The organism is Pseudomonas sp. 22526 (assembly GCF_052044735.1).
Classification (GTDB): Bacteria; Pseudomonadota; Gammaproteobacteria; order Pseudomonadales; family Pseudomonadaceae; genus Aquipseudomonas; species Aquipseudomonas piscium.
In genome coordinates, this window is record NZ_JBQENK010000001.1 from 73,926 (window position 1) to 100,817 (window position 26,892).

Consider the following 26,892-nt stretch of genomic DNA (forward strand, 5'->3'; position numbering starts at 1 on the left):
TTACTCGCTCACTGTATGTTTAACTGCGCCGCGAGGTAGGAAGTCCCTACCGTAATAGGTCGTTCTCACACAGGTTCCGTCCAAACGAGCGCCAAGTGTCTTGATGTGTGTTCTGTATAGACTTCTTACCTGGTCGCTCTTTGGATCCGTAAGTCGCTGTACTGCTTCGGACATGAAGTTGTCCATTCTCAATCTTTTCTCGCAATAGGCCTGCTCTGCGCCTTCAATAGGTTTGACGCCAGATTCGTTCATGCTCATACATGACTCTTCAAATTGGGTTTGAACCAAATTGATAGTGTTTTTTTGCTTCGCTTCTACCAAGATCCATCCCAAGATCTGCTCTATTGCTTGTTGTTGAAGAAAGTGGCATTCATCTTTTGAGTATTCTTTTTTTGAGGATGAGGCATCTTTGTCGTCATATTCTGTTGTTTCGAACGACTTTGCTGCAGAGGTTAGCGTCATAAGCATTGGCCCAAGAGCCTGTGGGGTAGCATTAATAAACCACTGTCTAAGTTCCTCGGGTTTAGGGTAGTTCATGATTGCATGAGCAATTAAAGCTCCACGCCCCCCACCAGTTAGGGATTTGTATAATGATATGGCCATATCCCACCCCATCATATAGACCATGGCCACATTCATCCCGGCAGTACCGATAAAGTTGAGCTTGTCGATAAACTCAGATGCTTCACCTGTAACAAAGATCAGCCTCTTTCCCTGATTCTTATGCATCTCACGACGTATCAGGTTGATCAGTTCTGTTACCCCGTCGTACCCCACCTCAAACTCAAACTCCCCACCGCCACCGGCACCTACTATCAGCGATGCCTTGAGCCTCATGATAAAGCGGCCTTCGTGCAGCGAAATCGTTACGTCTGCGTTAGCGCCAGCACCCAGGGAGCCGGTGAATCCCGCTGTGAGCCTTGCGAGACTGAACCATTGGCTTGCCTTATTGGCATTGTCTTTACCGGCCATCCCGGGAGTCGGTGCAGTACGCAGTAATACAACTTGCTGTGGGGGGGCCCAGTTCAAGGCACCTGTCAGCAGAACTCCCGCCTGGACTCCGGCAAACAGGCTGAATTCGGCCTTGGCGCCGTCTTCTACTTTCAAGGCACTGGTGGGATTGTCCTGCATGGCGCTGCGTTGTGTGACCGCTATTGCTCGTTTCGCTTCTGGTCGTTCGGCATTTTCAATGGCTTGCAGGTTCATGCCGCCTCGAACATTGCCCGCGCCCAGTTCAATGCTTGATGACAGAAGCAATGACGCGCCGGCATAACCCCATGCCCTGGCGCCCAGATGCAAGGAAAAACGACCGAGATTGAGCGTCTGAGGCTGGTCCTGGTAGTCCTGATAATTGAGTACAAACTCTTTTGCCCGACTGCGTTCCGGGAGGTCGACTTTTAGAAGTTCAACTTCACCACGCGCCAGATCAATGCCGAAGCTGGCTTCGGCAGAGGCCTTGAAACCATCGGCCAGCGTGAACTCGGGGCCTTCAAGCTTTAGCTCTTTGTGAATCATCGACTGTGCAGGAGAGAGGCACCTGATGAGCTGCGCCTGAGGGCTTTTATCGAAGAGCCTCAATTGACTGCGAACCTCACCCTTGAACAACAACTGGCGCAGCCGCAAACCCCATTCCTGCCTGACGGAGGCATCTTCAAGCGTACTGACCTTGTAGTTCTTGCTTTGCAGGTAGCTATAGAAGAGCTCGACATCAAACCAGCCTTGGGCGTCAAACCAGTTATTTTCCTGGTCCTTGATCGCGATGGCGCCTTGTAGACGCAGCCATTCGTGGAATGAATTGTCGGTTGTGTCTTCAGTGGACTTTTCGCTGCTGTTACCAGGCACTTTCACCAGATCTTCTTCGAGATCGGCTCCTATTTTGCTCAAGTCCTCTTTCACTACTTTTCTGATGCCTTCAAGGTTCAACAGGCTAAAGTGCTTCAAGGGCTTGTTCACGGCGCTCAGCAAACTGACTTCCCGTAATGGGAATCCTGCCTTTACCCGACGTTCTTCCGGTTTCGGTTCGAACTGTTCCGGCTCCCACAACAGGTGGCGGAGCGGGGTGGTTTTGGCCACGGCGGCTTCCGCTGTAGCACGCAAGGCAATTCTCGATTGCTGGAGGCGTTCCCATTCAGCCTGTTCGGCATCGATCAAACCAGAGGGGGCGGGAATGTTCTGACCGCTAGCGTCAATCCAGGCTTTGTATTTGCTGCGGATCCGCTCACTGACGTCATTTTGCTGCTGTTCCGTCTCAAGATAGGACTTGAACTGCTCAATGCCTGCTTCAATGGCGCCATTTTCCGGAATCAACGCGAATTCAGGCAGAGCCAACCCGTAGTCCGCGACTTTCAGGATTGCGTCGATATAAGCGCTGAACTTCTTCTCCAGCCTCTTGCGTTCCTCAGCTTGCAATTCCAGATAACGGCACATTTGTGCCTTGCCGTCGCTCGCGCAGTTGGTGGCATCCAAATAGAACTTTTTATTTTTCGCCAGATCGTCTGCACTGAGCGTGGTCAGTTCGTCGTCGTCAATCAGCTCTTTGCGAGCCTTCAGATAAGTTTGAACACGTTTGCGCGCTTCAAGTGCTTCTGGGGTGAACAAGTTGCCGTTTTCGTAGATGTAGCCCTCTTTTTCAGCCTGTGCCACAGCGATTTTCTTGAGCTTTTTCCACTCATGATGCAGATGCTGAAGATGCATGCCTTCTTTGTGGGCTTCGAGAAACTGATCCTGTTGAGTGCTGGCCAGCTCGCGACTGAGGTAGGAGTCGGGTTGCTCTTTCGCCCCCTGAGCCTTGGCAGCGTACTCGGCTTCTCTTTTTGCCGCTTTGATGCGCATCGCCATGGTGGGTTGGTCGATGTAAGGCTCCTGTTTCTCGATCTCCAGCATGCGGCTGCGCTGCTCGCCTTCGAGGAAGTTGGCCAATTTGGGCTCCAGGAAATACTCCAGCAGCCCAAGCTTGTTCATGGCTTTCTGCCGCTCTTCGGGAGACTTTCCAGCTGAAAGATGATCCTCGAGTTCCTTCATTGCCTCCTTGATCGAAGTCGCCGCACGATCAGGAAGCAGGTAAAACATTTGCTCTTTGGTTGCGTAAATCACTTCCCCGAAAGTGGTTGAGCAAGGTGTTTTGACCTTTTCGAAGGAAGTTTCGCAACTCTTTGGCAGTTTAGGTTGCGGGTCCAGCTGTTTTGGCGGTTTGGCCACAGTCGTCTGAGCTGCCGGTTTGGGAGCGGCTTTCGATGCAACAGAGGTATCAGATTCCATAAATGCTTCCATTCGTGCGGGGCGCGGTGAGGTTCATCAGGCGTCGCTGGCGAGTTGCTGCAGCTGTTCAACCTTGATGAACGACTCTTCCTTGGATTGCAGGACAGTCATGGCTTGTGGCCGGGTTTTAAACAGTGGCCCATTGACCACCGGGGCCAGCTTGAGCAAATGTCGGCCTTCATAAATCTGGTGTTCCAGCAGCACGTCGAGGTTCTCGGTGATGTCTGGCAGGCGTTCATCCTCGGGTTCGCCGAAGGCGGCGTATTGCTCGTCGACCCAGTACACCCAGCCCAGGCGTGCCTGGACCCTGGCGGTGTCGGCGGGGAGGTTGAAGGCGGGGCCGTCGGCGTTCCAGGGCTGCTGGGCGTTGGTGCTCCAGGCCAGCCAGTGGCCGTTCTGTGAGCCGAAATTGCGCGGGGCAGGGCTGTAGACGTTCTGCCAGGGGCCGAACAGCTGATTCGCGGTGTCGCCGGCGGTGTAGACCAGGGCGGCCCACAGGCTGGCCTTGTGATAGCTCAGCAGGCTCTGGCCGCCGGAGCCGTCGTTGGCCTTCAGCAGCCAGCGGGCGTGGACCAGGGCCTGGGCGGGATCCTCGGCGGTGAGGGCGATGCCGGCGCCGTTCTCTGCGCACAGGCGCGCGGCTTCGGCGGCCAGACGGCTGCCCCAGGGGGCGACCAGCCACAGCGGGCCTTCGCTGGCCAGTTCGGCCAAGTCGGTATTGCCGAACAGGGGCTGGGTGTTCATCGGCTCGCCGACACGATAAAGAATCGACATGGCCTCGGGCTGGCGGCCGCGATCGATGATGAAGCACAGGCTCTGGCTGGAGCCATCGCGGGGCAGTTGCTCGAAGGTATAACGCGGTGCGGCCAGCAGGGCGTTCATGGCGTTTACATGCATGTGCAATCCTTACGGCTGCAGGCGCCGTTGCTCTGTTTTCCGCACAGCGGGGTGATGCCCGACTCGTTCAGGCGGCTGGGCAGCGGGACCTTGCCGGCCTTGTCGTTATCGGCGAGTTTCAAGGGGCCGGGCAACAGCGGCGCCGCCGGTGTACCCACCCCCGGCGCGCCGCCGGAATTGATCTTCACATCGGCCCCGCTGATGGTCACGCCACCGCCGTCGAGCTTCACAAAGCTGCCGCCGGCCTTGGCGGTCAGTTCGGCGCCGGCTTCCAGCACGGCCTTGGTCCCGGCCTTGTAGTGAATCTCCTGGCCGGCTTCGACGAATTGCGCGGTGCCGATGTTGGCGTGCTGGGTGACGGCCACGGTGAGGTGGTCGTTGGCGCGGATTTCGCTCTTGCGGTCGAGGTGGGTGATGCGGTGTTCTTCGGCCTTGAGTTCGGTGAGGCTGTTGGCTTCGACGGTGTCGTGGCGTTGGTTGCCGACGCGGATCCGCTGGTCGTGCTCGACGTTTTCGTCCCAGTCGCGCTGGGCGTGCAGGTAGATCTGCTCGGCGCCTTTCTTGTCTTCGATGCGCAGTTCGTTGTAGCCCTTGCCGCCCGGCGAGCTGAGGGTCTTGAAGGTGCTGCGGGTCTTGTTCGCCGGCAGGTCGTAGGGGACGACGTTTTCCTTGTGGTACAGGCAGCCGGTGACCAGGGGCTGGTCGGGGTCGCCTTCGAGGAAGGTCACCAGCACTTCCATGCCGATCCGCGGGATGGCGATGCCGCCGTAGGCCTTACCGGCCCAGCCGCTGGCGACGCGGACCCAGCAGGAGGTGTTGTCGTCGGCCTGGCCGTCGCGGTCCCAGTGGAACTGCACCTTGATCCGCCCGTACTGGTCGCAATGGATCTCTTCACCCTTGGGCCCGGTGACCACGGCGGTCTGGCTGCCCAGGGACTTAGGCTTAGGGTGTTCCAGCGGCGGGCGGTAGTGGGCGTCCCAGGGGGTGGCGAGGAAGCGGTTGCGGTAACCCTGGTGGAAATCGTCCTTGTTGCTGGTGACGTCGCTGGTGATGTTCTCGCCCAGCACTTGCGGCTGCTTGCCCTCGTGGATCACTTCCAGCAACAGCCACAGGTCGTTCCATTCGCTGCGCGGGTGTGCGGCCAGGGTCAGGAAGTGACCGCTGACCAGGCTCGGCTCGTCGCCTTTGCCTTCGGCCAATTGGTAGTCGCTGCGGTGGCGTTCCAGGGCGCGGGTCGCCAGTTGTTTGCCGCGGGCCTGCTGGGTGAACAGGCCGGGGTAGTCGTAGTCTTCCAGGTCCGGCATGACCCCGGACTTGGCCGCGCCTTCGGGCAGCAGGCGCGGTTTCTCGAAGTCGTAGTCGCGGCGGCTGACGCGGCTGGTGCGGGTTTCCAGGCGCAGGTTGAAGCGCTTGATCACCGGCTGTTCGGCGGCCATGCCGGAGTCCTGCTGGTAGTTCACCGCCGCCAGCTTGCGGAACACCGTCTGGTCGTCGCCGAACACCAGCTTGTGGCCGCTGGCACTGTGCTGGAAGTGAAAGTGAATGCCTTCTTCTTCGCACAGGCGCTGGATGAAGTGCAGGTCGGATTCGTCGTACTGGGTGCAGTAGACCCGCTCCGGATAGGTGGCGCCGAGCTGGAAACTGTAGGCGTCGGCCAGGATGCCGCGGGCCTCGAGGACCTGGGCGATGATCTTCGGCACGCTCAGATGCTGGTAGATCTTCTGGTTGACGCTGTGGCGCAGGTAGTTGAGCTGCGGGGTCAGGCTGATGCTGTAGCGGGTCAGCTTGCGCCCGGAATCGCCCTGGGCGATGCGGTACACCAGGCCATGGATCAGGCCTTTGCCAGTGCTGCCGAATGTCAGGCAGGCCGGCTTGTGCAGCAGTTCCTCGAGCTTGAGGTCGGGACGCGCGCTGACCAGTTCGATATCGAAGCAGAAGGGCTGATTGAGGGCTTCGCGGCCAACGAAACTGAGGACCTGAAGGTCGACCGAGGCGCCTTCGATCGTCAGGGAAATATGGGTAGCGTTAGCATCCAGCATGCCGTGAAATCCATCCATTGAATAAGCAGGGGGCGGATGGTGCAGGAATAAGCCAGTCGATTCAAGCGGGGTCGGCCGCCGCCATCCGCCCCCCTGGAACATTCAGAAATGTCCCTGCTAACTGTCACTCAGGCCTGACAAGCCATCCGGCTAACGCCCTACGGGCATCAGCGGAGTTGGCTGTAGGCGATATACCGATAGCCCCTCAGGGTTTCCCGTAGCAGCTGGTCCAGGGATTGGCCCTCGGGCAGGTAATCATCACCGAAATCGCCGTCGGCCAGCTGGGTCGGGTGGGCCACCACCTCCAGCGCACCGGCTGGCCGGAAGCCTTGCAGCAGGTCCCGCGGGGTGCAGACGAAGGCCACCGTGGCGCCGCTCAAATGGACGATGCGCCGGTTCAGGGCGTTCTTGAACAGGCGCTTGGCCAGGCCGATATTGCCCCCGACATTACGCGCCAGGCGCACCGGCACCCCCTGTTGCGCGGCGAAGCGGGCGACGATCGGGGCGATCGGCCACAGGTTGTGCACGTGCTGATGGGAGTCGATATGGCTCGGGCGCAGGCCCTGGTCGAGGCAGCGCTGCCATTGCGCTTCGAGTTCGTCGCGGATCGCAGCCACGCAACTGGCCGGCAGGCGCAGCACCGAGCGCGGCAGCCTGAGGTCGAACTCGCCGCTGCTGTTGCAGAACCGCCGCTGGCTGCGGATCGGCATGCTCAGCGGCTCGCCGTAGGTCAGGTTGAAATGCAGGCCGATGCGTCCTTGCAGATTGTTCTCGCGGGCCAGCCGGCAGGCGTCCTCGAAGGCCGGCATATTGGCCATCAGGGTCGCGGAGCTGATGACCCCACGCTCGAAGGCGCGCAGGGTCAGCTGGTTGTACTCGGGGTCGAGGCCGAAGTCGTCGGCATTGACGATCACCGCCGGCAGCTTCGCCGCGGTCTCTGTGCTGTTCAAACGGCTGTTCAAAGTAGCGCTCAAGGTCGGCTCTCTTTTGGTTGGCGGGCGGCACGGCGTTCGCGCCAGTTTTTGACCTGGGGTTTGAGGGCTTGCCAGAGGCGATCGGCAAGGCCCAGCAGCAGGCCGTCGGGGCGGCGCGAATAGAAGCTCCAGCGCTGGTGCTCGACCTGGCCGCTCATGCGTTCATGCAGTTGATGGCTGGAGCGGCTGAGGCTGACCCGCGAGGCATCGACCCACTGCCAGCCTTCGTCGAGGCCCCAGCGAATCCACTCGTCGAGCAGCAGCCGGCCGCTGCCGAGGCTGGCGTAGTCCGGCAGGAAGGCGATGTTGTAGTCGTACAGCCGCCCGCGCTCCAGCAGCCCCAGGCGATAACTGATGCAGCGGCCCTGGTGTTCGAGCAGCACCACGCGCACGCAGCCGTCGGCGGCCAGCCCGCGCAGGGCGCTGCGCATCCACTGCTGGCGGCGAGCGCCGGAGAAGATCCCCAGGCCGTCCGCGCCTTTCCAGCTGGCCTGTTCCACGGCGCCGATAAAGTCCAGCAGCGCGTCGATGCCCTCGCCATCGGGGCTGACGCGGATCACCCGGGCATCGATCTCGGCGCAGCGTTTTTTCGCCCGGCGCAGCTCGTAGCGCAGATTCTTGTCCCGGGCTTCCTGGCGGTCGGCCTCGACAATCAGGTGTTCCGGCGCCCGGCAACTGATCGCGCAGGCGCTGTACCAGCTGTGCTCACGCCAGCTCGCCAGGCTGGGGCCGGCCGCCTGCAGCTCGCTCAACTGCAGCAGGGCATAGGGCAACTCGCGGCGGATTTCCTCAAGCGCCAAGGGCATGGCCGGCAGCACGTCCTCGGCCACCAGCAGCGCCAGGCGGTCGCTGAGGGGGAAGCCCAGATGGCGCACTACCTGCAACGGCAGGCCAGCCTTGCGCTCGCGGCCATGCAGCAACGGCAGGCACAGCACCAGCCGTTCCCCGTGCCAGCCCAGCAGCACCCGCAGGCGTTGCCCGGCGTCCAGCGCCTGCTCGGCGCCGCGCAGCCAGGCCAGGCGATTGAAGGGCGTGGCCAGTTCGACCGCGTTGTGCAGTTGCTCGAAGGCGGCGACGGGAAAACCGTCGTCCAGCAGGCTGGAGCGCCAGGCGAAGCGGATCGTCACAGCGGCTCCTTGCGGGAATCGACCGAGGTTTGCGCTTGCGTCGACAACTGTGGCTTGCGCAGGTGTAGCAGGCGCGGCTGGTGATAGGGCACGCGCCGATGGAAATGCAGGCAACGCAGCAGGCAATAGACGTGGATCGATTCGCCGACCTCGGTAAAGCCCATGCGCACGTGCAGCTTCAGCGCCGCCTCGTTGCGCACGTTGACCACCGCCCGGGTGGCCTTGAAGCCGCGCTCGCGGTAGTGCTCCCAGATCAGTTTCTGCGCCAGCACCACCACCCCGGTGCCGCGGTAAGGCAGGGCGCACTCGCCGGCGAACTGATAGATGCAGCCCGGCGGGATGCGGATCCAGCAGCGGTACAGCTGATCGTCGTAGTAGTCGCGCTCGTTGATCCAGATCATCAGCATTACGTTGCCGTCGGCGTCGAGGTGGGCGGTGCCGCGACAACCCTTGTCCAGCAAGCCGCGGATCGCCGGCAACTGCGCGGCGAAGTACTTGTCGAAGGCCGGCAGCAGCGCGCGGTCGATCGGCACCTGGGGCCAGCGCCGCGTGGTGACCGGGCAAGGCACCGGCAGCGCCAGGGAGCGTTCGACGCTGAGCAGTTCCCAGTGGTAATAGAAGTAGCGCTCGCGCAGGACCCGCAGGCTGTCGCGCAGGCCCTTGCGGCGGATTTTTTCCAGCAATGCGCTCAATCGGCTCATAAGGCTTTCCAGGTCAGGGCAAACAGGGTTTCGCCGGGCAACTCGAAGTGCACCCGGCCATCACGACATTCAAGGGGCGCGTCGCGAGGCTGGTCGTCGGGGCCGAGCAAGCTCAGCTTGAGCTGCGACGCATGGCACAGGCCGACGGGGCCATCCAGGCTCAGCGCCTGCACCCGCGACGCCTTGTTCACCCCCAGCAGGCTGTGGCGGCCGGCCTCGCTCATGGCCAGGGCGTCGACCTCGAAGGCCGGGTTGTCCAGGGCCTGCACATTGGCCAGCCAGTGCCGGGCAATGAACTGCTGGGCCACGGCCACCGGCTTGAGGTTGAACTGGCTGGCGCTGCGTTGCGCGAGCATGCCCTTGGGGTAGTCCGGCTCGTCGGCGGCCTGGAACCAATTGAGCATGTCCAGCAGGCCGTCGGCGGAGGCGTTGATCACCACCGAGGCCCACCACAGGCCGGCGTAATAGGTGTCTTGCTGGTAGGGGCTGAGGTCGCGGCCGCTGGAGATGTTGGTCTGGCTCAGCAGCAGGGCCTTGCGCGGCCGTCCCGCGGCATCCAGGCCCACCAGCTCGGCGGCGGCGCGCACGCTGTCGCGGTAGCGGCGGGTGGCGAGCAGGTCGCGGACCATCCATTCGTGCCAGGCCAGGGCGTCGATGTCCTCGCCGTGCCGCTCCAGCAGCTTGCGCGCCCAGTCGATGCCGCGGCGTTGCCCGGCGCCGACCCGGAACGGCCCGTCGAGCAGCCGCGAACTGGCCGGCATGGCGATCCGCACCCCGGCTGCGCGCGCCTCGGGATTGGCCTTGGCCCGGGCCAGCATCTGCTCGAAGTACAGGGCGTAGCTGCTGTAGTCCGGGTAGTTGAGGTTGGGCTCGTCGGCGAAGGCCAGGTAGTGCAGGCCGTTGCCGGCCAGCTGCACGCTGTCGGCCAGCCAGGCGTCGAGGCCGGCGAAGCTCTGGGCGTCCGCCGCGAGCACGGCGCGGCGCCCGGTACCGGCCAGCAGGGTGATGTCGCGATCGATGCCGAAGCGCTCGCGGTACAGCCGGCGAAAGCCGATTTCCCGCTCGGGCTCCTGCTCGATCACGTCGACGAAGCTGTAGAAGTTGGCCGCGCGGGCGCCAATCGCCTGCAACAGGCCGAAGGTGGATTGCGGCGGCTGGGCATAGGGCAGGGCGATGCCCAGGCGCGGCGTAGTCCCGAGGATCTGGGGTTTTAGCTGCAGGCGTGCCTCGCCCCGGGGCTGGTCCAGCGGGTGCAGTTGCTGGACCTCCTGGGCAAACAGATTGGCCGTGCCGTCCAGCCAGAACGCCGCCTTGCCGGAGCCGCCCAGGGACAGGCGCCAGACCTCGTCCTGCTCGGCCGGCGGCAGCGCCACCTGGTCGAATTGCCCGTAGGCCGGGTGTTCTTTCAGTTCCAGGCGGACCTTGGTGCCATCGCTCAGGCGGCTGGCCTGCAAGACGCTGACGCCGCCGTAATACTTGCCAGCCAGTATCGCCTGCTCACCGGCCGCGACCCGGAAGAACAGCTCGGCGCCGCTGTGCACTTCGGCGCTGAAATGCACCTTGGTCGGCTCGAACTGCGCTGCCGTGCTGCCGCGGTGGCTGACGGTGAACCCGCGAAAGCTGTAGCCGGGAATCTGCAGGCGATAGTCGCCCGCAGCCGCTGGCAGCTCGATGTCCTGTTCGCCATAGGCCTGGTCGGCGCGGATCTCCAGTTGCTTGAACAGCTGGCCGTCGGGCTGCAGCAGATATAACTGCTCGTGGTTGGCGTCGCTTTGCCAGGCCGGGCTCCAGCCGATCTTCAGCCGGTCCGGCTGTGCGGCGCGCAGGTACAGGCTGCCGTCGCGGATGCTCGACCACTGCATGGATTCGGCCCGGGCGCCCGGGGCCAGGCTCAGCAGGGCCAGGAGCGTGCAGAGACCGGCTTTCAGCATGCCGCCTCCCGAGGGCGCAATAGCGCGCGCAACTGCATCAGGTCTTCGGGCAGCAGGAGCAGGGTGCGGTACCAGGCCACGCCGCTCAGGCGGCAGTACATCACCAGCATCGCCAGGCTCACCGCCAGATAGGCCAGGGACGAGGCCAGGCCGGCGCCGACTATGCCCAGGCTCGGGATCAGCAGCGCGTTGAGCAGCAGGTTCAACAGCGCGCCGCCGCCCAGCAGCCACGACAGCGCGCCGGGACGCTGCTTGCCCAGCAGGTCCAGGCGCAGGATGCTCGCGTAGCACAGGCCGAACAGCCCCGGCAGCAGCGCCAGCAGGGCCGGATAGGCCGGACCGTAGGCCGCGCCGAACAGGCTGACGATCAGCCAGTGGCCGACCAGCGCCATGCCCAGGCAGGCGCCAAGCATCACAGTGGCAGTGATGCGCAGGGCCAGCGGGGTCAGGCGCTCGATGCCTTCGCCCTGTTGCAGCAGGCGCTTCATCAGCGGCGTGGTCACCGCCTCGGGAATGATCAGCAGCAGTTCCGCGGCAGCGCTGGCCATGGCGTACAGGCCCAGGGCGACCGGGTCGAGCAGGGCGCCGATAAACAGGTAGTCGCAGCGCAGCATCAATTGCTGGGAAAGCACGCCGGGGTGGCTCTGGGCGCTGTAGCGCAGCAGCTTGCCTTGCTCGCCCGGCTGCCAGCGCAGCCGCAACCGGTGATAACGCCCCAGCCAGTACCAGCCCGCCAGCACCACCAGCAGGGTGCCGCCGAGCCAGCCGGCCAGCGCCGCCGACAAGGCCTGGTCGCGCCACAGCCACCAGAGCAGGACAAACAGCAACAAGGGCACCAGGGATTCCAGCAGGCGCAGGCCATTGAAGGCACCGACCCGGCCGTCAGCGTTGTGCAGGGTCAGCAGGCCGCTCTTGAGCACAGTCAGCGGCACCGCCAGCAGCAACAGCCAGGCGAAGGGGCCGAGCTGGGCGGTGATCGACCAGTCCTGGCCCAGGCTGTGCATCAGCAGCAGGCCGATCAGGGTCAGGGTCCCGGCCAGCAGGCAGCCGTAGATCAGGATCTGGGTCAGCAGCAGGCCCATCGGTCGCTGGCGCGCCGCTTCATAACCCACCGCGGTGTTCAGGCCGCCGCTGGTGAGGGCGGCGATCAGGTCGGGCAGGGCGCTGAGCAGGGCGAACAGGCCGCGATCCGCCGGGCCCAGCAGGCGCGCCAGCAGCACGTTGCGCAGCAGGCGAATGGCGATCATCGCCAGCCGCGTGCCCATGCTCAGCAGCAGATGCCAGACATAGCCGTTGCGCTTCATGCCCGCGCCCCTTTCAACAGGCGCCAGGCCAACAGCGACGGGCAGCGGGCGCTGGCCTGGCTGACGTCGATGCGCGGCAGGGCCAGGGGCTCGTTGCGCGATGGCTCGATCAGCCCCGGGGCGGTGCCCAGGGCATAGCAGTAACCAAGGTCGGCGACCGCCTGGCGCACGGCCGGATCATGGTCGCCATTGGGGTAGCAATAGATCGGCAGCGGCGAGGCGCAATGGTGCTGCACGCAGGCGTGGGAGCGCGCCAGATCGTCCTTCAGGGCGGCGCTATCGAGTTGGGTGAGGATGCCGTGGCTGGCGCCATGTGGCCCGAAGCGCACCAGCCCGGAACGTTCCAGGCGCTTGACCTGGCGCCAGTCCAGGCTGTGGGGCGCGGCGTCCCGCGGGCAACTGTCGGCCAGCAACTGCAGGCTGTCCGGGGCCAGGGTTTTCAGGCGTTGCAGCAACAGCCCCAGGTCACGGCTGCGGGCCTCGTCGCTGCCGGGTTGCCTGAGGCTGGCCGGCAGCACCAGGCCCAGCACCCGCAACTGCTCCTGCAATTGCCGGCCGGCGATGCTCTGCGGCTGGTGCCACAGGGTCTCGCCTATGGCTTCCCACCAGAACGCCTTGCCGGTGCCAATAAAGTCGGTGGATAGGAAGATGCTCGCCGGCACTTCATGGCGTTCCAGCAGCGGATAGGCCTGCTCGGCGTTGTCGCGCCAGCCGTCGTCGAAGGTCAGGGCCACCCGCGGGCGATCGCCGCCGGGGTACAGCAGCAGGTGCTCCAGAGGCACGCAATCGAAATGCCGGCGCAGCCAGCGCAGCAGGTGCTCGAAACTGTGGCGGCCGACACACAGCGGCCCGCGATGGGGCAAATTCGCCGCGCCTTCGTCCGCCAGCACCCGGTGCAGCATCAGCACCACGCCGGCCTCGCTCAGGCGCGTGCGCCCGAAGCTATTGAGATAGAGGGTGCCGGCCAGGCGCTTGAAGTGTTGTTTGAGGGTCATGTCAGCGGTTCTGCTGCGGGTTCCACAGGCTGTAGCGCTGCCCGCGGAGAAATTGCCAGAGGCCCATGCTCATGCCGGCCAGGGTCACCAGGACGAAACCGGCCAGGCGAAAGGCTTTGGGCAAGCGCCCGCGCTGATCGAGCAGGCCGAGCATGCCGGCGCCATATCCGCACAGCTGGGCGATCAGGAACAGGCTGTAGAAGGCCCCGGCATTCCACAGCCACAGATTGCTGAGCAGCAGCGGGATCAGCAGCACCGGCGCCAGGCGGCGGATCAGTTTGTGGCTGATCAGCGCTATCGCGTAGAAGCCGTGGCGCCAGGGGTTCATCAGGCCCCGGCGCTGGGCCAGGCTTTGCAGGCCGCCGACCGTGACCCGCAGGCGCCGGCGGTATTGCTTGCCGACTTCGTCCACGCCCTGGTCCAGCACCTGGGCCTCCTCGACGTAGACAATGCGTTTGCCCGCGACTGGTGCGCAGGTGCTGATAAAGAAGTCATCGTTGACCTCGGCCGGAACCCGTTCGAACAGTTCGCGGCGCAGGGCCAGCAACGCGCCGTCGGCCGAGACCATGCAGCCGGTGCGATTTTCCGCCTCGCGCAGCCAGGCTTCGTAGTGCCGGTACAGGCTGTCGCCCAGGCTCAGGGCGTGGCCGGGGTTGGGGATGATCATATGCCCGCCGCAGGCCCCGACATCCGGGTCGGCGAAGGGTGCGAGCAGCTTGCCGAGGGTGTCGCCGGACCATTGGTTGTCGGCGTCGGTGAACACCAGGATCTCGTTGCGCGCCAGTTCCACCGCGGCGTTCAGCGCTCCGGCCTTGCCTACTCGCGGCAGGTCGAGGACCAGCACCCGCTGGTCGTGGATCGCCAGGGCGGTGGCCACGGTGGCGTCGGTCGAGCCGTCGCTGGCGAGGATGATCTGCAGGTCGCTGGCCGGGTAGTCCTGGGCCAGCAGGGTGCGCAGCTTGTGCTCGATGTGTTGGTTTTCATTGTGTGCGGCAATGATCACGCTGACCGACAAGGGCGGCCCCGCTTCGACCCGGGGCTTGCGGATAAACAGGCTGATCAGCGCCAGGATCAGCGGGTAACCGACCCAGGCGTAGACCGGCAACAGCAGGCATAACCAGAAGAGTGTCTTAGCCACGATCGGGCCTCACGGCAGTACGGTTGAAAAGGCCCTGCAGCAGGGCGCCGGCGCCCAGGTGCAGGCGCAGCCAGTGCAGCAGCCAGAGTTGCAGGAAAAACAGCGGGTCGCGGTGCCGGTAGCTCTGGCGCAGGGCCAGGCCCAGGGGCGCCAGGGCGCTGCCGAGCAGGGCCAGCAGCGCCGCCGTCCACTGCCCGCCGAGCAGGCAGAGCAGGGCCAGCAGGCTGAGCAGGGCGGTGGCCAGGCACAGCAGGGGGAAGCGCAACAGGCGCAGGCTCAGCCCGCCATTGCGCAGCAACTGCATATGGCTGCTCTGGCGCCAGAACTCCTTGCCGCTCCATTCGCGCCAGCTGCCCTCGAAACCCCAGTGCTGCACCACAGGCGTGGCCAGGCTCAGCTGGCGGGCGCCGGCGCGGTTCAGGCGCAGGCCGAAATCCTTGTCTTCGCCGGTGCGCAGCGCCTCGTCGAAACCGTCGATGCGGTTGAACCAGACCCGGGCCATGCACAGGTTGGGGGTGGGCAGCCATTGCAGCAGGCGTTCCTGCTGGTTGCCGGACAGGCTGCGGCGCTGCCAGGCGCGGGCGAACCAGGGCGCGCTGCGCGGGGCGTCGCAGTCCAGGGCGAAGACATCGGCGCGCTGGCTGGCCTCGGCGGATTTCCACAGCAGCAGCCAGTTCAGCGGCACCTCGATGTCGGCATCGAGGAAGGCCAGCCAGTCGCCGGTCGCACAGGCCGCGCCACGATTGCGCAGGGCGCCGATGGACAGCCCGGGGTAATGCAGCACCCGCGCGCCCTGGTCCATGGCCAGTTGCGGGCCGTTGTCGCGCGAGCCGTTGTCGACCACGATCAGCTCGCATTCCAGCCCCGCCACCGCGGCGGCGCTGCTGACGCTGTCCAGGGTGCGCAGGATATGCCGCGCCTCGTTGAACATCGGCACTATCACGCTGATCCGTTTCATGCTCGGCTTTCCTTGTTCCTGACCTGTAGCCGCTGCCGAGCCCGCGAGGCTGCGATCGGTTGCGCAGCAACCGCAAAGCCTGAGTTCGCGATCTGCCTGGATAAGCGCGCTGGCAGGTTTGGCGAGCGCTGCGCGCTCGATCGCAGCCTGCGGCAGCGGCTACAGGGATTGCGTTGTCTATGTAGCCGCTGTCGAGCCCGCGAGGCTGCGATCGGTTGCGCAGCAACCGCAAAGCCTGAGTCCGCGACCTGCCTGGATAAGCGCGCCGGCTGGTTTTGCGAGCGCTGCGCGCTCGATCGCAGCCTGCGGCAGCGGCTACAGGGATTGCGTTGCCTGTGTAGCCGCTGCCGAGCCCGCGAGGCTGCGATCGGTTGCGCAGCAACCGCAAAGCCTGAATCCGCGATCTGCCTGGATAAGCGCGCTGGCTGGTTTTGCAAGCGCTGCGCACTCGATCGCAGGCTGCGCCAGCGGCTACAGGGGCTGCGTTGTCTGTGTAGCCGCTGCCGAGCCTGCGAGGCTGCGATCGGTTGCGCAGCAACCGCAAAGCCTGAGTCCGCGATCTGCCTGGATAAGCGCGCTGGCAGGTTTGGCGAGCGCGGCGCGCTCGATCGCAGGCTACGCCAGCGGCTACAGGGATCCGTTTCATGATTGGCTCTCCGGCGTTTCGGCCTGGCGGCGCAGGACGCTGGACAGGGCCAGGAAGATCCACAGGTATTTGTGGTTCGGCGCGCTGAGAAACAGCAGGAACACCGCCAGGGCCAGCAGGCTCAGGCCCAGGTGGGTGGCGATGTCGGCCTGGTCCTGCTGGCTTTTGTGCAGCCAGGCGATCCGCGCCCGTTCGAAGTTGCGCAGGCCCATCAGCAACAGGGCGACGAAGCTCAGGCCGCCGGGAATCCCCAGTTCGCTGAACAGCTCCAGGTATGTGTTGTGGGCGCGCCGGTAGAGGTCCGGCTCGTTCATGTTTTCCGAGAAGCCGCTGGCAAAGCCGGTCTGCGCGTAATGGATCGGGAAGGTGCCCAGGCCCGAGCCGAGCAAGGGGTTCTCGCGGATCATCTGCCCGCCGACCACCAGGTAGGAGGTGCGTCGGCCCAGGGAGGTGTCGGCGGAGTGGGAGCCGGACTTGAGCAGGCTCAGGGACTGGATCCGCGCCACATAGTCCGCCGGCAGCGCGGCGATGCCCAGGGGCACGACAATCGCCACGGCGAACATGACGAACCCCAGGTGCTTGGGCCGCAGCCGTTGCAGCCGATGGCGGTAGTGCCAGGCGCCGATGGCGATGGTGAACAGCACCACCAGCAACCCGGAGCGCGAGTCGGTCTTGGTCATGCCGGCCATCAGGGTCAGGGTCACCCCGGCCCAGAACAGCCGCAGCGGCCAGTGCCGCTCGCGCAGGGCCAGGAGGATCGCCGGCGGCACCGCCATGGCGATCAGCAGGGCGAAGTAGTTGGCGTCCTGCAGCAGGCCGATGGCCCGGCCGCCGACCTGGTACTTGGCTGAGAACAGGGCGATCACGCAGGTGGCGGCCACGCTCAGCGCCAGCAGGCGGCAGAGCATCAGCAGGTTGACCTCGCGGCCGATCAGCAGGGTCACGAAAAACAGCACCAGGCCCACCGCCAGTTCCCGCAGGCTGCCCAGGGACACGCCCAGGTTCTCGCTGTACATCAGGCTCAGCAGCAGGCACAGCAGGAACGGCAGCAGCGCCCGCCACAGATTGCTGCGCAGGCGCGTCTCGCCGATCTGGCGCATCAGCAGCTTGAACAGCAGGATCAGGATCAGCGAGGCCCCCAGCAGCTTGGCCGCGGAAAAAGAGCTGTCCTTGAACAGGCCTTCGAACGGCACCAGCGCGCAGATGCCCAGCAGGCCCCAGCCGGTACGGCGGTACAGCAGCGCCAGGCCGAACATGCCGACCACCACCAGCGGCGCCAGGTAGGGCCAGGGGCTGGCGAGCAGCAGCAGGCAGGCCAGCCCCAGCAGGGCGCCCAGGGAAAGGGAGGCGATCATCGGTTCCAGGCCTCCTGGGCCGCGCGGTACAGGGCTTGCCAGCGCAGGGCCAGGCGCGGCAGGTGATAGTTACAGCGTTGCCGCTGGCGCGCCGCCAGGCTCAGGCGTTCGCCCAGGTCGGGGTCGTCCAGCAGCTCGGCGATATGCCCGGCCAGTTCGGCGCTGTCCAGCGGCTGGGCGAGCAGGCCGTTGACGCTGTGTTCGATCACATCGGGAATGCCGCCGACGGCGAAGGCGGCGATCGGCGTGCCGGCCTGCATGGCTTCGAGCAGGATCATCGGCGTGCCTTCGGTGCGCGAGCTGAGCACCAGCACGCTGAGGCGGTGCATCCATTTGCTCATGTTGTTCTGGTAGCCCGGCATCAGGATCTGCAACGCCAGGCCGGCGTCCTGGATGCGCTGGCGCAGCATCTCGCTCAAGGGCCCGTCGCCGAGCAGCACCACCTTCAGCGCTGGGCGTTGCTGGCACAGCGGGATCAGCGCGTCGAGAAACAGGTCCGGGCCTTTTTCCTGGCTCAGGCGGCCGACAAAACCCACCAGCGGCGCCTTCGGGTCGCGCAGGTTCTGGTCGGGGATGCACTGTTCGGGCAAGCCGTTGGGGATCACCTGCAACTTGTCCGTCTCGACCCCGGCCTGGCGATGCAAGCGGGCGATGCTCTGCGCCACGCAGGCCACCCGCCGCACCGTGCGCCGGCGGCACAGGCGCAGGCTGAGCCAGGTGTAGAACTTCTGCTTGGCGCTGCGCGGGGTGAACCCGTGCTGGGTCCAGACCAGCGGCAGGCCCAGGTGCCAGGCACAGAGCAGGGCAAACAGCTGGGCCTTGAAATTGTGCGCATTGAGCAGCACCGGTTGCGGGCCCAGATGCCTGAGCATCGCCCGCAGCCCGCTGCAGCTGTGACACTCGACGCCGCCCGCGCGAAAACGTTCGAGCAGGGCCGGCGGCGCGTCGATAAACAGCACCCGATGCTGCCCGGACATGCCCCGGCAATGGTCCAGCAGCATGCGTTCGGCACCATAGAAGCCGCCGCTGTGGATCACATGGACAATCGGCAGGTCGGCCATGAGCATCTCGCTTTCCGTGCGGTTCACTGCTTGGCCCAGTGCCAGAGCCATTGCCAGGTCCAGCGCGGGTAGGGGTTGACCACCGGCACCTGCACCGCGTCGAGCACCATCAGCACCGGCAGGTTCAGGTGGTCGCCGACCTGGGCCGGATGTTTGAAGCGGTGATCGAAGAACTCGTAGACGTAGCCCAGGGCAATCGCCAGCAGCAGGCCGGTGAGCAGGCCCAGGGGGATGATCAGCATGGGTTTGGGGAAGGCCGCCTCGCTGGGTTCATAAGGCTGGCTGAGCACCCGGGCGTTGGACAGCTCGCCATTGATCAGGCGTTCGCCGCGGCTTTCTTCGTAGCGCTGGGTGTAGGTGAAGAAGGCCTTGTGCAGGGCGTCGATCTCGGTGTCGAGCTGGCGCAGCTTGCTCAGCACTTCCTGCAGGTCGCGCACGCGGGTCTTGTATTGGTTGATCCGCGCGGTCTTCTGGGCGATCACCGAGTTGGTGATCTGCAGGTCGCTGGTGCGCTCGCGGACGCGGTTTTCCACGACCTTGAGGAACTGCGCGCGGGCGCGGACGATCTGCTCGCGCTGCTGTTGCATAGGCACGCTGTCGGCCCGGTAGGTGTCGGAGGTGGTGCCGTACTGGCTCACCAGGTTGGTCAGCTGTTCGCCCAGCTGTTTGATCTCGCGGTCCTCGTAGGCCACGTTGTCCACGGTGTTGGCGAAAGCGAAGGGGAAGGTGTAGTCGGTCAGGCTGCCTTTGCGCGCGGCCTTCAGGTTGTTTTGCAGGTAGTCCAGGCGGCGCTGGTTCTCCAGGGCCTGGTCACGGTAGCCGTTGAGCGACTGCTCTTCGGTGTTGATGGCGTTCAGGCGGAAGGTGATCTCTTCCTTGGGATCGGAGGCGTGGGCCGCTTCCAGCAGGGCCTGGCGCAAGCCTTCGAGGTCATCCAGGCGCTCCTGGTACTGGACTTTCTTCTGCTCGAAGAAGGTCTGCGGCAGCTCGTTGGATTGCAGGTCCTGGCGGTTCTTCAGGTAGTTGGCCAGTAGGCGCTCGACGAAGCGCGTGCCCTGGGTCGGGTCGGCGCTGGCGTAGACCACTGAGATCACATTGGAACCGGGCAGGGTGGCGATCTTCAGGTCCTTGACCGCCTGGTTGGTCATGGCGTCGAGGGCGGTGTCGCGCACCGGTTCGATCTTCAGGCCCAGGGCGGCGCGCAGCGGGGTGGTCACATGATCGCGCAGCGGATTGAAGATCAATCGGGCGAGCAGGCCCTCGCCGTCGCCGAACTCGCCGGTGTCGCGCAACTGGCCGATGGTTTCGCGGATAAGCGTCGGCGAACGCAGGATGTTGCTCTCGGTTTCCATGTCCGCCAGGGACGGCGGGATGAACTTGTCGCTGTCCGGGGTGAGCACGGTGTTGGCGTCGCTCTGCGACAGCTTTTTCGACTGCACTATGACTTCGGCGGTGATCTCGTAGCTCTGGCGCAGCACCAGCGGCAACAGCAGGGCGATCACGGCGAAGCCGAGGAACACACGTTTGATCAGCCGGCGATTGACGAAGAACACGAGGAGGAACTCGTGCAGGTAGTTTTCGATTCTGTTCATCGCGGGAAGGCTCAATTGTTGTCCGATTCTTTGTTGTCGACGCGGTAGCCGAAGCTGAAGCCGACACCCTGGAACATGATGATGTCGGCCAGTTGCTTGCTGAACGCGCCGGCCTTGGCCAGGCGGGTCTTGGGCACGTAGAGCAGGTCGTCCGGCTGCAGGTAGGCGAACTGCGCGGCGTTGCGGTCCAGGGCGGCGGCGACGTCGTAGGTGCGGGCCTGCACCTGGTTGCCGGTGCGGCGCATGATCACCACCGAGTCCAGGCGCGCGGTGGGGCCGGCGCCCTTGGCCAGGGTCAGGGCCTCGAGCACCGACACCGGGCGGCGGATCGGGTAGGCGCCGGGCTGGCCGACTTCCCCGAGCACGAAGACTTCGTTGGCCGCCGTCGACTTGAGCAGCACATCGGCGCTGACCTGACTGACTTCCTTGGCGTAGCGCTGGTTGAGGGTCTTCTGCAGCTGGCTGAGGGTCATGCCCTGCAGGGACATGGCGCCGAGCAACGGGAAGCTGGCGCGCCCGTCGGAGCCGACGGTGATCTCGCGGCTCAGGCCGGTGGCCGGGTTGGTCAGGCTGGTGCGCAGGTTATCCAGCTGGGCCATGGCGTGGGAAATCGAAAAGGTCACCTGGGGTTTTTTCAGTACCCGCGAGTAGGCGCTTTCCAGGGTCCGGCGCGCCTCTTCGGCGGTCAGCCCGGCGACCTGCACGTTGCCGACGTAGGGCATCTCGATGCTGCCGTCGGGCAACACCAGCTTGTTGCCGCCCAGCTCGGCGGCAGTCAGGAACGAGACGTCGACCTGGTCGCCCGGCTGCACCCTATAGCGGGTCTGGCTGGTGCTGCCGATGTGGAAGATCACGTCCAGCACGTCCTGGGGACGCAGGACCTGCTCCACCGGCAGCACTTCGGTCATCTGGCCCTGGCCGGCTTCGGCGCTGAGGACATGCACCGGCATTTCCTCGACGTCGGGGCTGGCGCAGCCGGCGAGGGCGGCCAGCAACAGGCAAAGGGGGAGCGCTTGAGGTTTCATGTGCAGACTTTCCTTGTGCCGGTCAGAGACGGTCGTAGACCCATTTGGGCATGTAGTACTTGCGCGCGTTGAACACGCTGCCGATCAGCTTCGCCTCGGCCTGGACCAGCCGTTGCGCGGCGGCCTGGGCCACTTCCCAGCGGGTTTCCTCGCTGCGCACCACCAGCACCACGCCATCGACCTGGGTACTCAGGGTGAGGAGGTCGCCGTTGCTGTACACCGGGTCGCCGTCGACGATCACGAAGCGGTACACCTCGTTCAGCGCAGCGAAGAGTTCCCGCAGCGGCTGGCTGGTCAGGCGTTCGCTGTACTGCTGGCGACGCCCCAGGGGCAGGAAGTCGAAGCCCGGGGCACCGGGGTGCTCGATGCAGGACGCCAGGCTCGGCGGCTGCTCGGCCAGCACCAGATCGAGGAAGCCCGGGTTCTGTTCCAGGCCCAGGCGCTGGGTCAGGCTGTTGTCGGCGAGGCTGGTGTCCAGCAGCAGCACCCGTCCGCGGCTGGTGCGCGCCAGCTCGTTGGCCAGGGTCAGGCTGCTGGTGGTCACGCCGCTGTTGCCGTTCGGCGCGGTGAGCAGGATCACCCGCAGCTGCTGGTCGAGTACGGTCACGGCCAGGTTGCTTTCGGTGGGGGTCTGGATCTCCAGACTGGCAAAGGTTGCAGCCGCCATTTCAACTTGCTCCGTGGCCGTTGAGGACTTTGAGAGGGGTTTTGAGCAGGATCTTCAGGTCCAGCCAGGGGCTCTGCTGAAAGATGTAGGTCATGTCCAGGGTCACCCGGCCGTCGAAGTCCACATCGCTGCGCCCGGACACCTGCCACAGGCCGGTGATGCCGGGGTAGATGCTCAGGCGGCCGAGGTGGTGTTCCTTGTAGGTCTGGGCGTGGAACGAGGTCGGCCGCGGGCCGACGATGCGCATCTGGCCGAGCAGCACATTGATCAGGTTCGGCAGCTCGTCGAGGCTGGTGCGTCGCAGGAAACCGCCGATCCCGGTGATCCGCGGGTCGCGGTCGATCTTGAAGTCCACCGAGTCCGGGCCGTGCTTGTTCAGGTGGCGCACCGAGTCCTTCAGGGACTCGGCGTTGACCACCATGGTGCGGAACTTGTACATGCCGAAACGCCGGCCACGAAAGCCGGTGCGCAGCTGCACGAAAAACACCGGGCCGGGGCTGGTCAGCTTGATCAGCAGGGCGATCGCCAGCAGCAGCGGCGCGATCAGCAGCAGGATCAGCGCGGCCAGCAGGGTCGAAGTCAGGCGCTTGCTCAGGGACAGGGTCCAGGGGCAGCCGCCGCGGCGACCGGTCAGCCAGCCACGGCGTTGCAGCTCGACGGCGGCCTCGACCTTGCGCCGGAACGGGTCGTTGCGCCGGTCGATATGGACGGGGCCGGCAGCCGGCGCAGGCTCCTCGGGAACAGAAGGCACGGGCGATGAGAATGGTCTTTCCATGTCCATCGGGGGTATTTCCATTGGCAGTGGGTAGAAGCGGCGAGCGGGTTCGCCGGTGCAGCTCGGTGCGACGCGTCAGGCCCGTGGCGGCAAGGGCGGCCGGTAGTAGCTCTGGAACCAGTCGACGAAGCGCCCCAGGCCTTCGGCCAGGGGCACCTGCGGGCCGAAGCCGGTAACGTTCTCCAGGGCGCTGGCATCGGCGCAGGTGTTCAGCACATCGCCGGGCTGCAGCGGCAGGTACTCGACCAGCGCCTTGCGTCCGAGCAGTCGCTCCAGGGTGGCGACGTAGTCCTTGAGTTCCACCGGGCGTTGCCCGCCGATATTGAACAGGCGCCAGGGCGCCATGCTGGTGGCCGGGTCGGGCTGTTCGCGGTCCCACAGCGGGTCGCGCAGCGGTGGTTTACCCAGCAGCCGCACCAGGGACTCGACTATGTCGTCGATGTAGGTGAAGTCGCGCTGGTGCATGCCGTAGTTGAACAGCTTCAGCGGCCGGCCTTCGCTGATGGCCTGGGCGAACAGGATCGGCGACATGTCCGGGCGGCCCCAGGGGCCGTACACGGTAAAGAAGCGCAGGCCGGTGGCCGGCACGTCGAACAGGTGGCTGTAGCTGTGGGCCATCAGCTCGTTGGCTTTCTTGCTCGCGGCGTACAGCGACAGCGGATGGTCGACGTTGTCGCTGACCTTGTACGGGGTGTGATGGTTGGCGCCGTACACCGAACTGGACGAGGCATAGATCAGGTGCTCGACCGGGTAGCGCCGGCACATTTCCAGCAGGTTGAGGAAGCCGCCGAGGTTGCTGTCCAGGTAGGCCTTGGGGTTTTCCAGGGAATAACGCACCCCGGCCTGGGCCGCCAGGTTGATCACCACCTGCGGGCGGACCTGGGCGAACAGCCGGTCGAGGGCCTCGGCATCGCTCAAGTCCAGGCGGTACAGCGGGAAGGCTCCCACCTGTTGCTCCACCCAGCGCACCCGGTCGCGCTTGAGCTGCGGGTCGTAGTAGTCGTTGAAATTATCCAGCCCGGTGACCTGATGCCCATCCTTGAGCAAACGCAGTGCGGTATGGGCGCCGATGAAACCGGCGGCCCCGGTGATCAGGATATTCATGCGTAGAGCGCCCCCGGTAGGCGATAGGGTAAGCCGATGCTCAGGTAATGCAGGCCGGCATCCGCCGCTTGTTGCGGGTTGTAGAGGTTGCGCCCGTCGACGATCAGCCGCGCCTTGAGGCGCTCGCGCAACTGGTTGAAGTCGACCACGCGAAAGGCCTTCCACTCGGTGCAGATCACCAGCGCATCGGCGCATTGCAGGGTGTCGTCGCGGGTTGCGCACAGCTGCAGGTCGGGACGGTAGCCGTACAGGCGCCGGCATTCGGTCATGGCTTCCGGGTCGTAGGCATGCACCGTGGCGCCGGCGTCCCACAGCGCTTCCATCAGGTAGCGGCTGGTGGCTTCGCGCATGTCGTCGGTATTGGGCTTGAAGGCCAGCCCCCAGATGGCGATGACCTTGCCGCGCAAGTCGTCGCCAAAGTGCGCCTTGAGCTTGCGGAACAGCACGTGCCGCTGCTGCTCGTTGACGTCGCGCACGGTCTTGAGCATGTGCGGCTCCAGGCCATGGCTCTCGGCGGTGTGGATCAGCGCCTTGAGGTCCTTGGGGAAACACGAGCCGCCAAAGCCGGCGCCCGGGTAGATGAAGTGGTAGCCGATCCGCGGGTCGGCGCCGATGCCCTTGCGCACGGCGCTGATGTCGACGTCCAGGCGCTCGGCCAGGTTGGCCATTTCGTTCATGAAGCTGATGCGCGTGGCGAGCATCGCGTTGGCGGCGTACTTCACCAGCTCGGCGCTGCGGTTATCCATGAACATCAGGCGGTCGCGGTTGTGGTTGAACGGCGCGTACAGCTCGCTCAACTGCTGGCGCGGCTTGTCATGGGCGCAGCCGACGATGATCCGGTCCGGGCGCATGCAGTCGGCCACCGCGCTGCCTTCCTTGAGGAACTCGGGGTTGGACACCACATGCACCTTGAGCTCGGACTTGCCCAGGTCGGTGAGCTGTTCGATGACGGTTTCCAGCACCAGGTCGGCGGTGCCCACCGGCACCGTGGACTTGATCACCAGGGTCTTGTCGCTTTGCATCAGGCGGGCGATGTCGCGAGCGACGGCAATCACATGATCGAGATCGGCGGAGCCGTCTTCGTTGGACGGGGTGCCCACCGCGATGAACATCAGCTCGCCATGGTTCACCGCGTCCTGGGCCTGGGTGGTGAAGGACAGGCGACCGGCTTTCAGATTGTCCTCGATCAGCGTCGTCAGCCCCGGTTCGTGAATGGGCGCGATGGCGCGCTGCAATTGGGCGACTTTCTGGCCGTCGATGTCGACACAGACCACGTTGTGGCCGACGTCGGCCAGGGCGACTGCTTGTACCAGGCCGACGTAGCCGGTACCAAAAACGCTGACATCCAAGGGAGGAACCTCATCCGTGATGGGTAGTGAGTGAGTTTTTTCTGCCCACTTCTTAAGGAACTGAATAGGTGCAAGCCCTTTTCGCGTTCTTTTTTTGACACTACCACAGCATGGAGACGGTTAATTGGCGTTTTGCCGTGTTATATAAATGACGATGGCATTTTGGATCCTTATTTGAATAGATTAATTCTGTTTAAAATCAACTAGATAATGTTACTGAAAGGGTTGAGAAAGCATTGTGTCAATTCCTTGTTACAAAACCCCATAAGGTAAATTTAGCCGACGAACGGTATTTTTTTGAGCAAGAAAAACAGCGTTTTTATCCTCGGTGGACGCTTGCTTGGATCCAAAACCTCTGGAATCGCCCAATGAATGGCGCCTCGGCCAAGGGCCTCCACGAAGGAAAAAAGTGTTGGAAATGATCGCTTTATTGCAGGCAGGGCAGTGCGCTGGAAGAGCACGGGAAGCGCCAAAGGCTGTAGCAGCTTCAGACTAAAGTCGGGTGTAGCCCGTCAAAGCCATCTGCCATCATTGCGGGTCAACATTGATTTGATCAATTCACCTGGCCAGAAATGATTCGCCAGATGGATTGCTATTGCCTTTCTTTCATCCGCGTTACCGATGCACTGTTGGAGCTTTTCATGCGTCCCCCTTTCCCTTTGCTGCACTCATCCCGACCGCTGCGTTATCAATCAGTGGGCCTTGGCGCCCTTTGCCTGTGCGCGGGTTTTACCGCCCAGGCCGCGGGTTTCTTCGAAGACAGCAGCGCCAAGCTCGAGTCGCGCACTATCTATTTCAACCGTGACTTCCGCGACGGCCATACCAGCAACGACCAGGGTGCTTCCAAGCGCGAAGAGGCGGCCCAGGGCTTCATTCTCAACCTGCAATCGGGCTACACCGAAGGCACCCTCGGTTTTGGCATCGACGCGCTGGGCATGCTCGGCTTCAAGCTCGATTCCAGTCCCGACCGCAGCAACAGCGGCCTGCTGCCGTCCAGCGGCCAGGACCCGCGGGGCTCCAAGGACCAGTACGCCAAGCTCGGCCTGACCGCCAAGGTGCGCCTGTCGCAGAGCGTGTTCAAGTACGGCGCGCTGCTGCCGGACCTGCCGTTGCTCAAGTACAACGACGGGCGCCTGCTGCCGACCATGTTCAACGGCGCCATGCTCACCTCCAGGGAGATCAAGGACCTGACGTTCATGGCCGCGCGCCTGGACCGGTACACCGCCCGGGACTCCACCGACGCCCAGGACATCCGCGTGCACTGCAAGAACAAGCGGTATGCCTGCAACGTCACCGCCGACCATTTCGACATGTACGGCATCGACTACAAGTTCAACGACCGCCTGACCGGCCAGTACCACTACGGGGAGCTTGCAGACATCTACCGCCAGCACTTCATCGGCCTGCTGGCCAACCAGCCCCTGGGCAGCGGTGTGCTGAAGGCCGACCTGCGCCTGCTCAAGAGTGCCGACAGCGGCGCCGAGCGCGCTGGCTCCATCGACAACCGTGCCCTGAGCGGCATGCTCGGCTACGCCATCGACGGCCACACCTTCAGCGCCGGCTGGCAGCGCATGAACGGCGACAACTCGATGCCCTACCTCGATGGCAGCAACCCCTACCTGGTCAACTATGTGCAGGTCAACGACTTCGCCGCCGCCCAGGAGCGTTCCTGGCAGCTGCGCTACGACTACGACTTCAAGGCCATTGGCATCAACGGCCTGAGCTTCCTGACCCGCTATGTCAGCGGCGACCACATCAAGGTCCCGGGCAGCGACCAGGAAGGCCGCGAATGGGAACGCGACAGCGAACTCAAGTACGTGGTGCAGAGCGGCACCTTCAAGGACGTCAGCCTGCGCCTGCGTAACGCCACCTACCGCAGCAACTACGAGAAGTTCGCCCGGGACGTGGACGAGACGCGGCTGATTGTCAGCTACAACTTCTCGATTCTCTGACGGCGCTGCCGGAAGCTGAATCCGCGATATGCCTGGATAAACGC

The 26,892-nt window shown here is 64.3% G+C and carries 20 protein-coding genes; 1 reads left to right on the top strand and 19 read right to left on the bottom strand.

The genetic code is table 11. The annotated features are described in order from the left end of the window. From ACTJKT_RS00365 to ACTJKT_RS00455, 19 genes are all read right to left on the bottom strand, one after another. Positions 1-3,258 (bottom strand): hypothetical protein, encoded by a 3,258-nt coding sequence (locus tag ACTJKT_RS00365; RefSeq protein WP_440785714.1) that lies wholly within the window; start codon positions 3,256-3,258, stop codon positions 1-3. Between the two features lie 36 nt (positions 3,259-3,294). After that, positions 3,295-4,155: a hypothetical protein gene (locus ACTJKT_RS00370; RefSeq protein WP_440785715.1), complete on the bottom strand. Its 861-nt coding sequence runs from the start codon at positions 4,153-4,155 to the stop codon at positions 3,295-3,297. Further along, a complete protein-coding gene (locus ACTJKT_RS00375) occupies positions 4,146-6,194 on the bottom strand; it encodes a type VI secretion system Vgr family protein (protein ID WP_440785716.1) in 2,049 nt (682 codons plus the stop codon). The genes ACTJKT_RS00370 and ACTJKT_RS00375 overlap by 10 nt, the downstream gene beginning before the upstream one ends. Before the next feature lie 167 nt (positions 6,195-6,361). Beyond that, on the bottom strand, positions 6,362-7,144 hold the full coding sequence (locus tag ACTJKT_RS00380) for a carbohydrate deacetylase (RefSeq protein ID WP_440786052.1): 783 nt from the start codon (positions 7,142-7,144) through the stop codon (positions 6,362-6,364). Between the two features lie 20 nt (positions 7,145-7,164). Next, complete coding sequence (locus ACTJKT_RS00385) at positions 7,165-8,295, bottom strand: GNAT family N-acetyltransferase (RefSeq protein ID WP_440785717.1); 1,131 nt, start codon at positions 8,293-8,295, stop codon at positions 7,165-7,167. Continuing rightward, positions 8,292-8,996: an N-acetyltransferase family protein gene (locus tag ACTJKT_RS00390; RefSeq protein ID WP_440785718.1), complete on the bottom strand. Its 705-nt coding sequence runs from the start codon at positions 8,994-8,996 to the stop codon at positions 8,292-8,294. The genes ACTJKT_RS00385 and ACTJKT_RS00390 overlap by 4 nt, the downstream gene beginning before the upstream one ends. Beyond that, positions 8,993-10,927 carry a hypothetical protein gene (locus ACTJKT_RS00395; protein WP_440785719.1) on the bottom strand — a complete coding sequence of 645 codons (1,935 nt, stop codon included), beginning with the start codon at positions 10,925-10,927 and terminating at the stop codon, positions 8,993-8,995. The genes ACTJKT_RS00390 and ACTJKT_RS00395 overlap by 4 nt, the downstream gene beginning before the upstream one ends. Further along, the gene (locus ACTJKT_RS00400) at positions 10,921-12,231 is read right to left on the bottom strand and encodes a lipopolysaccharide biosynthesis protein (RefSeq protein ID WP_440785720.1); all 1,311 of its coding nucleotides are present in this window, start codon (positions 12,229-12,231) and stop codon (positions 10,921-10,923) included. Before ACTJKT_RS00400 ends, ACTJKT_RS00395 begins: the two co-directional genes overlap by 7 nt. Further along, positions 12,228-13,226: a polysaccharide deacetylase family protein gene (locus tag ACTJKT_RS00405; protein ID WP_440785721.1), complete on the bottom strand. Its 999-nt coding sequence runs from the start codon at positions 13,224-13,226 to the stop codon at positions 12,228-12,230. Before ACTJKT_RS00405 ends, ACTJKT_RS00400 begins: the two co-directional genes overlap by 4 nt. Position 13,227: 1 nt before the next feature. Further along, entirely contained in the window at positions 13,228-14,364 is a 1,137-nt protein-coding gene (locus tag ACTJKT_RS00410) for a glycosyltransferase (protein ID WP_440785722.1), read from the bottom strand. After that, positions 14,357-15,322, bottom strand: a complete 966-nt coding sequence (locus tag ACTJKT_RS00415) for a glycosyltransferase family 2 protein (protein ID WP_440785723.1) — start codon at positions 15,320-15,322, stop codon at positions 14,357-14,359. The genes ACTJKT_RS00410 and ACTJKT_RS00415 overlap by 8 nt, the downstream gene beginning before the upstream one ends. A 642-nt stretch (positions 15,323-15,964) precedes the next feature. Beyond that, the gene (locus ACTJKT_RS00420) at positions 15,965-17,323 is read right to left on the bottom strand and encodes an O-antigen ligase family protein (RefSeq protein ID WP_440785724.1); all 1,359 of its coding nucleotides are present in this window, start codon (positions 17,321-17,323) and stop codon (positions 15,965-15,967) included. After that, positions 17,320-18,435, bottom strand: coding sequence for a glycosyltransferase family 4 protein (locus ACTJKT_RS00425; protein ID WP_440785725.1), 1,116 nt, complete (start codon positions 18,433-18,435; stop codon positions 17,320-17,322). Before ACTJKT_RS00425 ends, ACTJKT_RS00420 begins: the two co-directional genes overlap by 4 nt. Next, positions 18,408-19,976, bottom strand: a complete 1,569-nt coding sequence (locus ACTJKT_RS00430) for a GumC family protein (protein ID WP_440785726.1) — start codon at positions 19,974-19,976, stop codon at positions 18,408-18,410. Before ACTJKT_RS00430 ends, ACTJKT_RS00425 begins: the two co-directional genes overlap by 28 nt. 11 nt (positions 19,977-19,987) lie before the next feature. Beyond that, a complete protein-coding gene (locus ACTJKT_RS00435; RefSeq protein ID WP_440785727.1) occupies positions 19,988-21,001 on the bottom strand; it encodes a polysaccharide biosynthesis/export family protein in 1,014 nt (337 codons plus the stop codon). A gap of 22 nt (positions 21,002-21,023) precedes the next feature. Beyond that, on the bottom strand, positions 21,024-21,668 hold the full coding sequence (locus tag ACTJKT_RS00440; RefSeq protein WP_440785728.1) for a CpsD/CapB family tyrosine-protein kinase: 645 nt from the start codon (positions 21,666-21,668) through the stop codon (positions 21,024-21,026). Position 21,669: 1 nt separating this feature from the next. Continuing rightward, the gene (locus tag ACTJKT_RS00445) at positions 21,670-22,443 is read right to left on the bottom strand and encodes a sugar transferase (protein WP_106699030.1); all 774 of its coding nucleotides are present in this window, start codon (positions 22,441-22,443) and stop codon (positions 21,670-21,672) included. 75 nt (positions 22,444-22,518) lie between these two features. Further along, positions 22,519-23,547, bottom strand: coding sequence for an NAD-dependent epimerase (locus ACTJKT_RS00450; protein WP_440785729.1), 1,029 nt, complete (start codon positions 23,545-23,547; stop codon positions 22,519-22,521). After that, positions 23,544-24,896 carry a UDP-glucose dehydrogenase family protein gene (locus ACTJKT_RS00455; RefSeq protein ID WP_440785730.1) on the bottom strand — a complete coding sequence of 451 codons (1,353 nt, stop codon included), beginning with the start codon at positions 24,894-24,896 and terminating at the stop codon, positions 23,544-23,546. The genes ACTJKT_RS00450 and ACTJKT_RS00455 overlap by 4 nt, the downstream gene beginning before the upstream one ends. A gap of 641 nt (positions 24,897-25,537) precedes the next feature. On the opposite strand from ACTJKT_RS00455, the gene ACTJKT_RS00460 reads away from it, so the two are divergent. Beyond that, positions 25,538-26,848 carry an OprD family porin gene (locus ACTJKT_RS00460; RefSeq protein WP_440785731.1) on the top strand — a complete coding sequence of 437 codons (1,311 nt, stop codon included), beginning with the start codon at positions 25,538-25,540 and terminating at the stop codon, positions 26,846-26,848. The last annotated feature ends 44 nt before the right edge of the window (positions 26,849-26,892 follow it).

What these genes read in the sequence shown, in the direction of transcription:
- ACTJKT_RS00425 (WP_440785725.1), bottom strand. Translation starts at nt 18,435, where the DNA reads ATGGCTCTGGCACTGGGCCAAGCAGTGAACCGCACGGAAAGCGAGATG.
- ACTJKT_RS00395 (WP_440785719.1), bottom strand. Translation starts at nt 10,927, where the DNA reads ATGCTGAAAGCCGGTCTCTGCACGCTCCTGGCCCTGCTGAGCCTGGCC.
- ACTJKT_RS00445 (WP_106699030.1), bottom strand. Translation starts at nt 22,443, where the DNA reads ATGGAAAGACCATTCTCATCGCCCGTGCCTTCTGTTCCCGAGGAGCCT.
- ACTJKT_RS00405 (WP_440785721.1), bottom strand. Translation starts at nt 13,226, where the DNA reads ATGACCCTCAAACAACACTTCAAGCGCCTGGCCGGCACCCTCTATCTC.
- ACTJKT_RS00460 (WP_440785731.1), top strand. Translation starts at nt 25,538, where the DNA reads ATGCGTCCCCCTTTCCCTTTGCTGCACTCATCCCGACCGCTGCGTTAT.
- ACTJKT_RS00450 (WP_440785729.1), bottom strand. Translation starts at nt 23,547, where the DNA reads ATGAATATCCTGATCACCGGGGCCGCCGGTTTCATCGGCGCCCATACC.
- ACTJKT_RS00365 (WP_440785714.1), bottom strand. Translation starts at nt 3,258, where the DNA reads ATGGAATCTGATACCTCTGTTGCATCGAAAGCCGCTCCCAAACCGGCA.
- ACTJKT_RS00435 (WP_440785727.1), bottom strand. Translation starts at nt 21,001, where the DNA reads ATGAAACCTCAAGCGCTCCCCCTTTGCCTGTTGCTGGCCGCCCTCGCC.
- ACTJKT_RS00440 (WP_440785728.1), bottom strand. Translation starts at nt 21,668, where the DNA reads ATGGCGGCTGCAACCTTTGCCAGTCTGGAGATCCAGACCCCCACCGAA.
- ACTJKT_RS00420 (WP_440785724.1), bottom strand. Translation starts at nt 17,323, where the DNA reads ATGATCGCCTCCCTTTCCCTGGGCGCCCTGCTGGGGCTGGCCTGCCTG.
- ACTJKT_RS00400 (WP_440785720.1), bottom strand. Translation starts at nt 12,231, where the DNA reads ATGAAGCGCAACGGCTATGTCTGGCATCTGCTGCTGAGCATGGGCACG.
- ACTJKT_RS00390 (WP_440785718.1), bottom strand. Translation starts at nt 8,996, where the DNA reads ATGAGCCGATTGAGCGCATTGCTGGAAAAAATCCGCCGCAAGGGCCTG.
- ACTJKT_RS00430 (WP_440785726.1), bottom strand. Translation starts at nt 19,976, where the DNA reads ATGAACAGAATCGAAAACTACCTGCACGAGTTCCTCCTCGTGTTCTTC.
- ACTJKT_RS00375 (WP_440785716.1), bottom strand. Translation starts at nt 6,194, where the DNA reads ATGCTGGATGCTAACGCTACCCATATTTCCCTGACGATCGAAGGCGCC.
- ACTJKT_RS00415 (WP_440785723.1), bottom strand. Translation starts at nt 15,322, where the DNA reads ATGAAACGGATCAGCGTGATAGTGCCGATGTTCAACGAGGCGCGGCAT.
- ACTJKT_RS00370 (WP_440785715.1), bottom strand. Translation starts at nt 4,155, where the DNA reads ATGCATGTAAACGCCATGAACGCCCTGCTGGCCGCACCGCGTTATACC.